13 protein-coding genes are annotated in these 13,376 nt (G+C 63.2%); 6 read left to right on the plus strand and 7 right to left on the minus strand.

The window, feature by feature from the left end; all coding sequences use genetic code 11:
- The first annotated feature begins 54 nt into the window (after positions 1–54).
- Together JG746_RS19290 and JG746_RS19295 are read left to right on the plus strand one after the other, a co-directional pair.
- Entirely contained in the window at positions 55–1,263 is a 1,209-nt protein-coding gene (locus tag JG746_RS19290) for an MFS transporter (protein WP_202354246.1), read from the plus strand.
- A gap of 178 nt (positions 1,264–1,441) precedes the next feature.
- The gene (locus JG746_RS19295) at positions 1,442–1,708 is read left to right on the plus strand and encodes a hypothetical protein (protein ID WP_202354247.1); all 267 of its coding nucleotides are present in this window, start codon (positions 1,442–1,444) and stop codon (positions 1,706–1,708) included.
- 92 nt (positions 1,709–1,800) lie between these two features.
- Here the strand turns inward: JG746_RS19295 and JG746_RS19300 are convergent, their stop codons facing one another.
- The 4 genes from JG746_RS19300 to JG746_RS19315 all read right to left on the minus strand — a co-directional run bounded on the left by JG746_RS19300 (position 1,801) and on the right by JG746_RS19315 (position 5,705).
- On the minus strand, positions 1,801–2,352 hold the full coding sequence (locus tag JG746_RS19300; protein WP_202354248.1) for a hypothetical protein: 552 nt from the start codon (positions 2,350–2,352) through the stop codon (positions 1,801–1,803).
- A gap of 123 nt (positions 2,353–2,475) precedes the next feature.
- The gene (locus JG746_RS19305) at positions 2,476–3,567 is read right to left on the minus strand and encodes a YcjF family protein (RefSeq protein ID WP_202354249.1); all 1,092 of its coding nucleotides are present in this window, start codon (positions 3,565–3,567) and stop codon (positions 2,476–2,478) included.
- Positions 3,564–5,039, minus strand: coding sequence for a YcjX family protein (locus JG746_RS19310; protein WP_202354250.1), 1,476 nt, complete (start codon positions 5,037–5,039; stop codon positions 3,564–3,566). The genes JG746_RS19305 and JG746_RS19310 overlap by 4 nt, the downstream gene beginning before the upstream one ends.
- 162 nt (positions 5,040–5,201) lie before the next feature.
- Entirely contained in the window at positions 5,202–5,705 is a 504-nt protein-coding gene (locus JG746_RS19315) for a SixA phosphatase family protein (protein ID WP_202354251.1), read from the minus strand.
- Between the two features lie 245 nt (positions 5,706–5,950).
- Between JG746_RS19315 and dksA the strand changes: the two genes are divergently transcribed.
- A complete protein-coding gene (gene dksA / locus JG746_RS19320; RefSeq protein ID WP_006202025.1) occupies positions 5,951–6,367 on the plus strand; it encodes an RNA polymerase-binding protein DksA in 417 nt (138 codons plus the stop codon).
- 163 nt (positions 6,368–6,530) lie between these two features.
- On the opposite strand, the gene JG746_RS19325 is transcribed toward dksA, so the two are convergent.
- Positions 6,531–7,274 carry a flagellar biosynthetic protein FliO gene (locus JG746_RS19325; RefSeq protein WP_202354252.1) on the minus strand — a complete coding sequence of 248 codons (744 nt, stop codon included), beginning with the start codon at positions 7,272–7,274 and terminating at the stop codon, positions 6,531–6,533.
- A 316-nt stretch (positions 7,275–7,590) separates the two neighbouring features.
- Between JG746_RS19325 and cckA the strand changes: the two genes are divergently transcribed.
- Positions 7,591–10,167: a cell cycle histidine kinase CckA gene (gene cckA, locus JG746_RS19330; protein ID WP_202354253.1), complete on the plus strand. Its 2,577-nt coding sequence runs from the start codon at positions 7,591–7,593 to the stop codon at positions 10,165–10,167.
- Between the two features lie 89 nt (positions 10,168–10,256).
- Positions 10,257–10,970, plus strand: a complete 714-nt coding sequence (locus tag JG746_RS19335) for a purine-nucleoside phosphorylase (RefSeq protein ID WP_202354254.1) — start codon at positions 10,257–10,259, stop codon at positions 10,968–10,970.
- A 57-nt stretch (positions 10,971–11,027) separates the two neighbouring features.
- On the opposite strand, the gene JG746_RS19340 is transcribed toward JG746_RS19335, so the two are convergent.
- Positions 11,028–11,207 carry a hypothetical protein gene (locus tag JG746_RS19340; RefSeq protein WP_202359562.1) on the minus strand — a complete coding sequence of 60 codons (180 nt, stop codon included), beginning with the start codon at positions 11,205–11,207 and terminating at the stop codon, positions 11,028–11,030.
- A 90-nt stretch (positions 11,208–11,297) separates the two neighbouring features.
- Positions 11,298–11,705 (minus strand): hypothetical protein, encoded by a 408-nt coding sequence (locus JG746_RS19345; protein ID WP_202354255.1) that lies wholly within the window; start codon positions 11,703–11,705, stop codon positions 11,298–11,300.
- A 313-nt stretch (positions 11,706–12,018) separates the two neighbouring features.
- On the opposite strand from JG746_RS19345, the gene urtA reads away from it, so the two are divergent.
- Positions 12,019–13,329 (plus strand): urea ABC transporter substrate-binding protein, encoded by a 1,311-nt coding sequence (gene urtA / locus JG746_RS19350; RefSeq protein WP_202354256.1) that lies wholly within the window; start codon positions 12,019–12,021, stop codon positions 13,327–13,329.
- The last annotated feature ends 47 nt before the right edge of the window (positions 13,330–13,376 follow it).

Genomic DNA, 13,376 nt, shown 5'->3' on the forward strand with positions numbered 1-13,376 from the left:
ATATCATCCGACAGGACTCGTTTATGAAGATCTCCAACCTCAGGAGATCTTTCCGTGACTGACACGACATTACAGCTTGAAGACGCGGCGATAGACATTGATGCGGCCGCGCCGGCCGCGTGGAACGCAACCACCTGGTTCGCGGTCATTTCATTGGCGGCCACCAGCTTTGCGCTGGTCTCGGCCGAGTTTCTGCCGGCAGGTCTGTTGACGCCAATGGCGCGCGATCTCGCCATCAGCGAGGGAACGGCCGGACAGGTCGTCACCGCCACCGCTTCTGTCGGGGCCGTGACGGCCATGTTGAGCAATGTTCTCATCGGCCGATTGAACCGCAAGACGGTGCTGGTTGGCCTCATGGCCCTCGCGGTCGCTTCCAATATTCTTGCGGCGCTGGCGCCCAATTTCTGGTTGCTGTTGCTGGGCCGGGCGGGGCTGGGGATCGCTCTCAGCGCTTTCTGGGCGCTCTCGGTCGCCGTCGTCGCGAGACTGGTTGGCGCCAATGCGACAGGTCGGGGTATGGCTATCGTCACCCTCGGCGTCTCACTCGCCACCATCGCCGCACCGTCGATGGGCGCGCTGATCAGCGACTGGCTGGGATGGCGCAGCGCCATGGCGATGACCGCGGGGCTGGCCTTGGTTGCCATGCTGCTGCAGTTGCTTAGCCTGCCGTCTCTGCCCGCAACGGCGAGCAATAGCCTTGGAGACGTCCTTCGACTGACACGGCGGCGTGGCATTCAACTTGGGATGCTCGCCATTCTTTTGCTGATGACGGGGCATTTTGCCGGTTCGGTCTATGTGCGTCCCTTTCTCGAACATGTGACGCTCCTTGCAACCGGGCCAATTGCCCTGGCTTTGCTCGGATTTGGCATCGCCGCAGTGATCGGCAATATTGCCGGTGGCCGTATGGCCGACGCCAATATCCGCGTGGCTCTCGTCGTTACCGCCGCATTGATGGCGTTTGCGGCGCTGGCACTGGTGCTTTGGGGCGTGCACATTGGCGTTGCCTTTGGCTTCGCCACGCTGTGGGGCTTCGCCTTCGGCATGGCGCCGGTGGTGCTGCCGACAAATCTGTCTCGCGCAGCGCCGGACGCGCTGGAAGCAGCGGGCAGCCTGATGGTCGCCTCTTTTCAGGTTGCCATCACCATCGGCGCGGTTGTCGGCGGCTATGCCGTGGACAGCTATGGCCCTACAGCGCCTTTGACCGTGACTGCTATCCTTGCCGCATCCACAGCCGTCTTGGCGCTGCTACAGCCGCGCGACTAACTTGGCCATCGCTGACACGGCAGCCTGAATCCGGCCAGAGCAATATTGCAGGCGCGTTACACAAGTTTACGCGATGCGCGCGTTGCGTGTTGCCACAATCGAAGGCTAAGGACGCTCGGCTTCGGCCATTGGAGGGTGAGCGACGATCAAGTCGCGCCCTTTTGAGGAGATGACTGACATGAAGAAGTTTTTGCTTGTTGCCGTCGGCCTGGCGGTGCTTGCCGGTTCGTCCTGTTCGAAGGCGCCGGAATGCACGGCCGAGATCGCGACCAAGAAGGCGCAGGATATGGCCGCCGCGCTGCAGGAAGCGATCACCAAGGATCCGTCCAAGGCGGCTGACCTGACCGCCAAGGTCCAGGCAGTGACAACCAAGTACCAGGGCACCACGACACTCGCCGACGCCTGCAAGGCGTATGACGAGGTGACGGCCGCAATCAAGGGCTAAGCGCCTGATTCGACTGGTTCAAGGAGGCGGTGGCGATGGGCTGCCGCCTCTTTGCTTTTCGGGACGTGCCGGGCGCAGGCGCGATGACGCGCTCAGTTCGGGGTGATGGAGCCGACTTCCACGGCATCGACGCGCTTCAGGCTCATGCCGATGACCGGCACCAGTTGGTCCTGCACACGCACGGCAACCGTCACCGTCATCGAATTGTCGTCGGGAATGCGAGCCTGCATGACGCCACGCAACTGATTGCGGTTGATGGTGAAGACCACCTTGCGGGCATCGACGACGTTGCCACCGATGATGTCGAGGCCGGCACCGGCTGAGCCACCCATGAAGGAGCCCTTGTAGTCGCGGCCTTTGCGCTCGATCTTGGCTGACATCGGCTGGGTGAACACGCCAACCCGGCAGCCGCCATCCAGCGTCATGCCCATCGTGCCATCCGGCGTGGAGCCGGTGAAGCTGCAGTTGAATTTCGTGCCCTTGTACTTGCCGGCGACGATTTCGCCCGGGCCGACCCATTTGCCTTCGGCCGACTGGAAGAACTGCTTATCCGGCTCTGTGGCGGAAGCCTCCGAGGCGAGGCCGACGACTGCTGTGATCGCAACGGCCAGGGGCAGGACGCTGGACAGAATTACGCTTTTCATCGACGACACCCGGCAACAAAGAGGCTGTTTGGAACCGGTTCGACCATGAAGAAGATTGGTTAACGCTTCGTCACTGCGGGGCCTCGAAACGGCAATCCGTTCCCCGCCCCGAAGCGTAAAGCGCTATTTGCCGGAGCCTGTGGTTTCGGTGTCCTTCTTTGCCGCAAACGATGTCAATGCCGAGAGGAAATCGCCCAGTCCCGGGCGCTTCGCGGCGCTGAAGGGCAGGGGACGCGCGGTTTCCATCGCCGCTATGCCGATGCGCGCTGTCATCATGCCATTGACGACACCCTCGCCAAGCTTGGCCGACAGGCGCGCCGCCAGGCCATGGCCGACGATCTGCTGGACGAAACTGTCGCCGACGGCGATCGAGCCGGTGACGGCCAGATGCGCCAGCACGCTGCGCGCCAAGCGGAAAAACCCCAGCGTTCCCGGCCTTCCACCATAGAGTTCCGAGAGACGGCGAATGAGGCGTCCGGCCTCGAATACGACATAGGCGACATCGACGAGCGCACGTGGGCTGACCGCCGTCACCAGCGAGACGCGTTTGGCGGCCTCGAGAATCATCACCTTGGCCCTGGCGTCGAGGGGGCCGAGGATTTCCGCTTCGGCCAGGCGCACCAGATTGCCGCCGTCGATGATTTCGCCGCGCAGTTCGGCCAAAGCGCGCCGGCCGGCCGCGGTCTCGGGCTTGGCCGCGACGAAAGCCGAAAGCTCGTCGACCACCGATCGCGCCGCCTTGGGATCGTCGCGCGCGATGGCGTCGAGCGCGCGTTTTTGCAGTTTTTCGACTTCGGCAAGACGGGCGATCGCCAGGAATTCGCGTATCAGGATCACCACAAGCGCCAATAGGGCGCTCGCTGCCATGCCGGCGGCCAGCCAGCCCAGCCATTCGGCGCGGGCGAAGAGATCGCGGATCAGTTGGTCGGTCCACAGGCCGACAGCCAGCGAAGCCAGAACACCCATGGCGCCGAAGAAGATGCTGCTGAACAGCGAGCGTTTCCTGGGGGCGACCGCCGGCGGCGGCTCGGCGGCAACGATATCGGGTTCGTCGAAGACGTCGACTTCCGCCGGTATGACCAGCGCGCCATCGGCCTTCAACCCAAGCCCGCGTGGTTTGCGCGAGTGCTCGGCCTGGCGCGTCTTTGGCGTGTCTTGCGGTGGCGCGGCTTCCGGCTCGATGCGGAAGGCCGCCGGCTTGCGGGGCGCGGTCATGCCAGATGGTCTCCGATCAGGAACTGCAAGGCACGGTCGAGCCTGATATGCGGCAAAGACAGCGTGACCCCTTCGGCCGTGCGTTCGAGTTTTGGCGGCCGGAACCGGACAAAGCGGATTGCCGGGTCCGAGGCATCCTGTCTGTGGTCAGGTCCAGAGACATCGAACACCGCTTCAATCCTCTCCGGTAAATCACCGGGAAATATGGCGGTTTCGGTCTTTCCGTCGAATGTTTCACCATTGATCTTCTCGCCGGCGATCGGCGTGCCGATGATGACAGGCAAGGTTTCGCGGCCTTGCTTGACGGTGCCTTCGCGGGTTGCGCGCACCGCCGCCATGGCGACGACATCGACATCGGCGCCGGTGAAGTTCGCCCGCGCTACGGCGCGGTCGGCCAGACGCCGCACGATGGCCTGCAACCGGTCGTGGCTTTCATGGTGCAGGTGGTCGGCCTTGGTCGCGGCGACCAGGATCCGGTCGATGCGCCGCGAAAACAGATCGGTGAGGAAGCTGCCCCGGCCAGGGCGGAAACAGCTAAGGATCTCGGTCACGGCGCGCTCGAGGTCGGCCATGGCGCCCGGGCCGGCGTTCAGCGCCTGCATGGCGTCGATCAGCACGATCTGGCGGTCCAGGCGCGTGATGTGTTCGCGGAAGAAGGGTTTCACGACATGCGTCTTGTAGGCTTCGTAGCGCCTCTCCATCATGGCGTGCAGCGATCCGGGGCGCGGACGCCTGTCGAGGCCGGCCAGCGGCGCAAAGGTCAGCGCGGGCGAACCCTCGAGGTCGCCCGGCATCAGGAAACGGCCCGGCGGCAAGGTCGAAAGCGCGCGCTCGTCGAGCTTGCAGGCCTTGAGATAGGCGGCGAAGCTTTCGGCCAGGCGGCGTGCCGTCATCTCGTCGGCGTCGCCATTCGGGTCGATTTCGCCCGAGATCGCCCTCCAGGCCCGCGAAAGATCCTCGCGCACCGGCAAAGTGGCCATCTCCATGGCCTCGCGTGAAAAATCGGCGAAGGATTTGCCGAGCAGCGGCAGATCAAGCAGCCATTCGCCGGGATAGTCGACGATGTCGACCGAGAGTTTGCCTGAAGAGAACATACGGCTCCAGCCGGAGGCCGATTCGTATTCGATGGTCAGCCGCAGTTCCGAAATGGCGCGCGTGGAATCGGGCCAGGCGCGGTCGTTGACCAATGCGGCGATATGATCCTCGTACTGGAAGCGTGGAACGGCATCGTCAGGCTGCTCTTCGAGGAAGGCGCGGGCGATGCGCCCGGATTTCTGCGCCTCGAACAGCGGCAGGCGGCCGCCATGGATCAGATTGTGGACCAGCGCCGAGATGAACACCGTCTTGCCGGCGCGCGAAAGGCCCGTAACACCCAGCCGCAGCGACGGAGAAAAAAGCCCGGTGGCGCGTCCCGACAGCGTATCGAGGGCAATTCTTGCCTCGTCGGTGAAGGTGGTCAGCGATGATGCCAAAATGTGAACTCTCGGGCTTGGGTCCGTCGGATATAGGCGTTGGAACCCGGCTTTGAAATGGCGCCGGAAATCGATGCCGAAGCAATTCCAGGAAAAGTGCGGAGCGGTTTTCCCGGGAAAAGCGCTTAGCGCTTTCCCTAGGAATTGCGCCAAAAGACGGGGTCAGAGATCGGCCGGTGTCAGGAACGCCTCGAGATAACCCGTTTCCTGGGCCGCTTTCGCCAGATCGTCGAGGAAACGCACGACCGCCAGGCCCGAGGTCGGGAAACCATGGTTGAGCATGGCTCGCGCCGCCTCGTCGCCATCGCCGGACACCGCCATGGCGAGATCCTCCGTCATCGGATTGTGGCCGATGACCAGCAGTGAACCCGGCCCGCCATGTTCCCGGATGAGGCGGAGATAGCCGGACGCGTCCTCGCTGTAGAGCGTGTCGAAAAACAAGACCTTGCCGGTGTCGGTCTGGCCGGCCAGACCTTCGAGCGTTTCCTTGGCGCGCCGGGCGTTGGAGCACAATGTCAGGTCGGGGATATAGCCGCGGGAGCGCATGGCGGCGCCCATCGTCTCGGCATCGGCGCGGCCGGACGCGTCGAGCGGTCGATCGAAATCGCGCATGCCGGGCAGCGCCCAGCCAGCCTTCGCGTGCCGCAACAGATAGAGCCTGCTCACCCAACCTCCGATGATGCCGAAGCCGCAGCGCGATTAGCCACAAGAAGGGCGCCGTGCACAATGGCCCGTGTTCTTCCGCGCAAAGAATCATGCGGCACTTTCTCCATCGAATCAGCGACATCTCGCTGCAACGGGTGCCGCCGGGGCACTTTAACAATTGCGTGAGTCGGTGGCTGATTGCGCTTGTGCAGGCGTCGGGTGGCGAATATATAAGCGCCAAATTTGGGGCAGTTTGGGTGAGTCGAATGAACGACATCGTTACCGCCGATTACGTACCCTCCGAAGACGAGCCGTTCATGAACGAACGGCAGAAATCCTACTTCCGCCTGAAGCTCGTCACCTGGAAAAATGACATATTGCGCGAAGCGCGCGAAACTCTCGAAATCCTGCAGCAGGAAAACGCCAACCACCCCGATCTCGCGGACCGCGCCTCTTCGGAAACGGACCGCGCCATCGAGCTCAGGGCCCGCGATCGTCAGCGCAAGCTCATCTCAAAGATCGATTCGGCGCTGCAGCGCATCGACGAAGGCACTTACGGCTATTGCGAGGAAACCGGCGAGCCGATCGCGCTGAAGCGGCTCGACGCCCGTCCGATCGCCACTCTGTCGATCGAAGCGCAGGAACGGCATGAGCGCCGCGAAAAAGTCTATCGCGACGACTGAGGTATTGCTTCTGGACTGCATCTCAAGGCAGTTACAGTGAAGTCATTGTCGAAAATGGCCGGGCTTCCCGGCCATTTTTTTGTTGGCGGCATCACAATCCGTCGCTGCAAGCGAAAGCAAACCCAGGCCAGATCGCCGGCCGGCGGGGCGCCTCAGGCGCCAATCATCTCTTCTGGCTTGAAAGCTCGCCCAGAAGCCTGGTCATTTCATCGTCGAGCGATTGCGGCGCCTTGGCCACCGGTTTGCCAACAGGGCCGCCGGAGCGCGGCTGGTCGAGCGAAACCTCCAGGTCTTTCATCAGCTCGTCGTCGATGCTCTCCTGCTTTGGCGGCGGTGGCGCCTGCCTGGCGGCATTGGCGTTGGCGGAGCCATAGGCTGGCAGCGGTGTGACGTTGGTCGATTGATAGGGTTGCGCAACTGGTTTCGGAGCGGGGGCGGGTGGCGGCGCTGCCGGGCGCGGACGGGCAGGCGGCGGCGCCGCGGTTACCGGCTGCGGCGCCGGTCGTGCCGGTGCGGGAGCCGGTTGAGGCGGCCGCGGTTTTGCCGCCGGAGCCGCGGAGGCGGGGACAGGCTGCAGGCCGCCATCTCCGGTCAGAGCCGGACGGCGCGGCGCGGCGAGGCGTATGTCGCGTTCGACGACGACGTCGGTCGGGCCGCCGATCAAAAGCAGATGTTCAATGTCATCGCGGCGCACCAGCACCAGCCGGCGATGGCTGTCGACGGCTGTGGCGTCCATGACGGCGAGCCGCGTCTTGCGGTTCCGGCCACCGGCGACAAACGTACCGAAAGTCAGGTTGCGCACGAGCCTGATGATGACGAGTACGATGACCAGCAGGATCAGCGCCGCGAAAGTCCACAGGAGTGCCGCCGCATAACCAGGGCCCGCCACGCTATCCAGCCACTGCATTGGTTTCCCCTGATCGGTTCGGAAAGTGACGCGACACTAGACCGTTGCGGCTGGCCACCGCAAGTTGCCTTTCACGCATCGTGAACAGCTTGAAACACGGCCGGCATCATTTTTATCTGACATTTGCCGCCCGGGCCTTTTCCGGACTGGGAGAATGTGATTCAACCGGCTAAAGCGGGTCGCGCTGAAGCGGATTCATGCGACGCGCACTAGGTCCTTGTTTCGTGCGTGTCGTTTTCCCAAAATCGAAGTCACTTTTGGGCGACGTGCATTAGGGGCGGGCGTCGGGACATCGGACTTCACGAGCAGGGGGCATATGGCCAAGGAAGCGCGCGGCGATTTCTATCCGGTACCGATCGTCGACCAGAACACGCGACCGGGTGCGGTCACCCGGCTCATCATATTCATCGTCGTTCTGACGGGGGCCGCGATCGTCTTCGGCCTGTTCCGCGAGCGCCTCGGCGACCCGTTCCTGCTCGGCATGCTGGGCGTGCTGGCGATGATCGGCGTCGGCTTCCTGTTCGCGACCGCGATCGGCTTCGTGCAGGTTACGCCGCGCTCGACTGGCGATGAACTGTCCAAGGCGTTCGTCGATTCCATGGCGCAAGGTCTGCTGGTGACGGACACCAAGGGCCGCGTCGTCTACGCCAACCGCGCCTATGCCGACATGACCGGAGCTTCCTCGGCCGCCGACCTCAAGACGGTCGAAGCGCTGCTTTCGGATGTTCCCGAGGCCTCGGTGACGATTTACCGGCTGGCCTCCGGCCTGCGTGACGGACAGCCGGGCGACGGCGAGTTCCGGCTGGCGCAGTCGATCCGGCCCGGCGCCGAACCCGGAGCCCGCTGGTACCGGGCGCGCGCCCGCACCTTCAACGTTCCGGGCCAGCGCCTGCCGATGCTGGCCTGGCAACTCGCCGACATTTCGCAGGAGCGGGCCGAGCAGGAGCGTTTCTTCCTCGATCTGCAGAAGGCCATCGATCATCTCGACCACGCCCCGGCCGGATTCTTTTCCGCCGACCAGGACGGTCGTGTCACCTACATCAACGCCACGCTCGCGGAATGGCTGGGCATCGATCTCGCCAGTTTCACGCCAGGCGCGGTGACCTTGCCGGACATCGTCGCCGGCGACGGCATGGCGCTGGTGCGCTCGGTCAAGGCCGACCCCGGCACGACGCGCAACGCCGTCATCGATCTCGATTTGACGACGATGACGGGCGAGGCGCTGCCGGTGCGCTTCATGCATCGCGTTTCGGCCAGCCGCGAAGGGGTTGGCGGTCCGACGCGCACGATCGTGCTCAACCGCACGCAGGGCGAGGACGCCTCGGCCGATTTGCGCGCTTCGGAAGTGCGCTTCACCCGCTTCTTCAATTCGACGCCGATGGCGATCGCGGGTGTCGATGCAAGCGGGCGCATCCTGCGCACCAACGCGCCGTTCCTGTCGCTGTTTTCCTCGGTCGTCGACCGGGATGCCGTGGATCGCCGCGTGCGGCTCGATACGGTGATCCATGAGCGCGAGCGGCCGGCCTTTGCCGCCGCATTCGAGAAGGCCCGGCAGCGGCAGGCCGACATCGAGCCGATCGACACCGTGCTGCCAGGCAATGAAGAGCGGCACATCCGCTTCTACGTCAATGCCGTCGCCGACGGCACGGGCGGCGAGGGCGCCGAGGAATCGGCCATTGTCTACGCCGTCGAGACGACCGAGCAGAAGGCGCTCGAAGGGCAGATGGCGCAAAGCCAGAAGATGCAGGCGGTCGGGCAACTCGCCGGCGGCATCGCCCACGACTTCAACAATGTGCTGACCGCCATCATCATGGCGTCGGACCTGCTGTTGACCAATCACCGGCCGTCGGACCCGTCCTTCCCCGACATCATGAACATCAAGCAGAACGCCAACCGGGCGGCTTCGCTGGTCAGGCAGTTGCTGGCCTTCTCGCGCAAACAGACGCTGCGGCCGGAAGTGCTGAATCTCACCGACGTGCTCGCCGATCTCAGGATGCTGCTTGCTCGCCTGGTCGGCAACGACATCAAGCTGAAGATCGACCACGGCCGCGACCTGTGGCCGGTCAAGGTCGATATCGGTCAGTTCGAGCAGGTGGTGGTCAACCTGGCGGTCAATGCGCGCGACGCGATGCCCGCCGGCGGCGATCTCACCGTGCGCACCCGCAACGTCACCGCCGAGGAATGCAAGACCTTTTCTTATCGCGAGCTCGCCGCGGCCGACTATGTGGTGGTCGAGGTCGAGGACACCGGCAGCGGCATCGCGCCGGATGTGTTGAAGAAGATCTTCGAGCCGTTCTTCACCACCAAGGAGGTCGGCAAGGGCACGGGCCTTGGCCTGTCCATGGTCTACGGCATCATCAAGCAGACCGGCGGCTTCATCTTCTGCGATTCCGAGGTCGGCAAGGGATCGACCTTCCGCATCTTCCTGCCGCGTCATATCGCGGAAGCAAAGAAGGCGCCCGAACCCGGGGACGCGCCGAGTGCGGCGCCGGTGAAACCGGTCGATAGCACCAAGGACCTGTCCGGGTCAGCCACGGTGCTGCTGGTCGAGGACGAGGATGCCGTGCGCATGGGCGGCATGCGGGCGCTGACGTCGCGCGGCTATACGGTGCACGAGGCATCCTCTGGCGTCGAGGCGCTGGAAGTGTTCGAGGCGCTCGGCGGCAAGGTCGACATTGTCGTTTCGGACGTGGTCATGCCGGAAATGGACGGGCCGACCCTGCTTGGCGAATTGCGCAAGCGCCAGCCCGACATCAAGTTCGTCTTCGTGTCCGGCTATGCCGAGGACGCATTCGCCAGGAACCTGCCGGCCGACGCGCATTTCGGCTTCCTGCCGAAGCCGTTCTCGCTCAAGCAACTGGCGACGATCGTCAAGGATATGCTGGAGTCCTAATTTAGCCTCTTCCGATGCTCCGCCTTGCACAACGCCCTGACAGCGCCATGATTGCGGGCGAGAGGGCAAGCGGGCTTTGGGGGCAGCGATTGACGATACACATAGAGGCAAACAAGGGCGATTACGCCGAAACGGTGCTGTTGCCGGGTGACCCGCAGCGCGCCGAATGGATGGCGCAGACGTTTCTCGACGCGCCTCGCTGCGTCAATCGCCGGCGGGGCGCTCTCGGCTTCACCGGCCTTTATCGCGGCCAACCCATCAGCATCCAGGCGACGGGCATCGGTGTCTCATCGTTCCTGATCTATGCCCATGAATTGCTCGACTATTATGGCATCCGAACACTGATCCGCACCGGGACCTGCGGCGGCCTGAGCGCCGAGGTAAAGCTGCGCAGCCTGGTGATCTCGCAATCGGCACACCCGGAAAACGCCGAGAACGGTCAGGTCTTTGGCCTTTACGACGCCGATGCCAGCCCGGATCCAGGCCTGCTCGCTCGTGCAATGGCCACGGCAGCCGAACTCGGCATCGACCACCACGCCGGTCTGACGGCCTGCACCGACATATTCTACCATCCCGAAGCGAGCATCCGTTATGCCGAGGCAAGGGCGCTTGGAGCGCTGGCCGTGGACATGGAAACCAGCGCGCTCTACCGCATCGCGGCGCATTTCGGCGCGAGGGCGTTGTCGCTGCTGACCGTCGTCGACAATCTGGTTACCGGCGAACAGGCCGACTATTCCGAACGCCAGGCGCTTTTCACAGATATGAGCCGGCTGGCGCTCGAAACCGCTTGGGAAGGGCGCTAGGCCGCTTTCCGCCGGCGCGGGACCCGACGAGGTTCCGCGCCTTTGGACCTCGCAGTCTCACACCCCAACCGGCTGGCCGTCCATGCGGCGGATCGCGACCACCGATGGCCGGGGCGGCTGGCCATCCTTGAAATCCGGCCACAGCGACTGCGCCTTGTCGAGCGTTTCGGCATCCTCGGAGGGATGCTGGACCGAAAGGAACAGCGTCGCACCGTCCGGCGTGAAGTGACGGCGCACCGCTGCCTATCCAGCTTCGGCAACATCCAGATGACACGAGAAGGCGGACACGGCTTGCAGGCCGTACGGCGGCGCCGTTCGAGGGAAGGCCTAAGGATTGCTTCCCCGGGTGCAGGTCGAGGCGGTGAAGGCACCGTCAGGCTGCTTCATGATGATGTCGAAGGAGGGCGGGTTCTGGCCGTCCAGCGTTGCCTGGGTCATCGACAGCGAGTTGCCGCCGGCGGTGTAACCGCCGAGCGGTCCCAGCCAGGAGATCTCGCCGTTTGCATTCATCTGATAGTTGTAAGCCTGCTGGGCGGTGCCGAAGGTGACAGGGCCCGTATAGACGTTCCCCTTGATGGTGATATCTCCGAGGTCGAGGAACATGCCGAGCAGGTAGACTTCGCAGTGATAGGTGCCGTCAGGCATCTTGCCGTCGCTGAAATCGGCCCGTGCGGCGCCGGTCGTTGCCGCCAGAAGCATTGTGCCGATAAAAATGCATGAAATCAGGGATGGCATGACGTTGCTCGGTTGAGCCGGGAGCTTGCCCTATCTTTGCGCCGTGCCGCAACACATGTCCTTCTCGCCTCACGCGCGTAGGCCAAAATCTAGGCATTTGGTGAAATTGGGCAAAAATTAGGCAGATACTGTGTGCGCTGCGCAAATTTCTCTCAACCAATTTTTAACCGGCTTTCTTTTATTTGTTCAATCTAATATAATAAATGTCTGATAATGTTTGGCTATTTGCCGTTTTTTAGCATCCCGGCAGCGGTTGGCATGGGGGTTGCATTGTATTGTTGCGGTGCAATCAACCAGCTTGGGAGTCTTCCGTATGAGGGGTAATTTCTCGACAATAACAAAAATGTTTTCGGCGAGCGTGGTTGCCGCCGGCCTGCTGATGTCGGCTCCCGCCAGGGCCGCCGACGACACGATCAAGGTCGGCATTCTCCATTCGCTGTCGGGGACCATGGCGATTTCGGAGACAACGCTGAAGGACGCCATGCTGATGCTGATCGATGAGCAGAACGCCAAGGGCGGCCTGCTCGGCAAGAAGCTTGAAGCCGTCGTCGTCGATCCGGCTTCCAACTGGCCGCTGTTCGCCGAAAAGGCGCGCGAGCTGATTTCGAAGGACAAGGTCGCGGCGGTGTTCGGCTGCTGGACCTCGGTGTCGCGCAAGTCGGTGCTGCCGGTGTTCTCCGAGCTCGACAACATCCTGTTCTATCCCGTCCAGTATGAGGGCGAGGAAAGCGAGCGCAATGTGTTCTACACGGGTGCCGCGCCGAACCAGCAGGCCATTCCGGCTGTCGACTATCTGATGAGCGAGGATGGCGGCTCGGTGAAGCGCTGGGTGCTGGAAGGCACCGACTACGTCTATCCGCGCACCACCAACAAGATCCTCGAAGCCTATCTGAAGGCAAAGGGCGTCGCGGCCGAAGACATCATGGTCAACTACACGCCGTTCGGTTTCGCCGACTGGCAGACCGAAGTCTCGGCGATCAAGAAGTTCGGCTCCGCCGGCAAGAAGACCGCCGTCGTCTCGACCGTCAACGGTGACGCCAACGTGCCGTTCTACAAGGAACTCGGCAACCAGGGCATCAAGGCCGAGGACATCCCGGTCATGGCCTTCTCGGTCGGCGAGGAAGAACTGGCCGGTCTCGACACCGCGCCGCTGGTCGGCCATCTTGCCGCGTGGAACTACTTTGAGAGCGTCGACACGCCGGAAAACAAGAAGTTCATCGCCGACTGGCACAAGTTCATCAAGAACGACAAGCGCACCACCAACGACCCGATGGAAGCCCACTATATCGGCTTCAACATGTGGGTGAAGGCGGTCGAGAAGGCCGGCACCACCGATCCCGACAAGGTCATCGACGCCATGATCGGCGTTTCGGTGCCGAACCTGACCGGCGGCTATTCGACGATGATGCCGAACCACCACATCACCAAGCCGGTGCTGATCGGCGAAATCCAGGCCGACGGCCAGTTCGAGACGGTTTCGCGCACGCCGGGCCTGGTCATGGGCGACGAATGGTCCGACTACCTGCCGGACTCCAAGGACCTGATCTCCGATTGGCGCAAGCCTCTGTCGTGCGGCAACTTCAACGTTGCCACCGGCAAGTGCGGCGGCAAGGGAACGAACTGATCCTCCCCGGACTGGACCTTCGGGTCCATGTCCAAGACCGCGCGCGT

It is taken from the genome of Mesorhizobium sp. 113-3-3 (genome assembly GCF_016756495.1).
GTDB lineage: Bacteria > Pseudomonadota > Alphaproteobacteria > Rhizobiales > Rhizobiaceae > Mesorhizobium.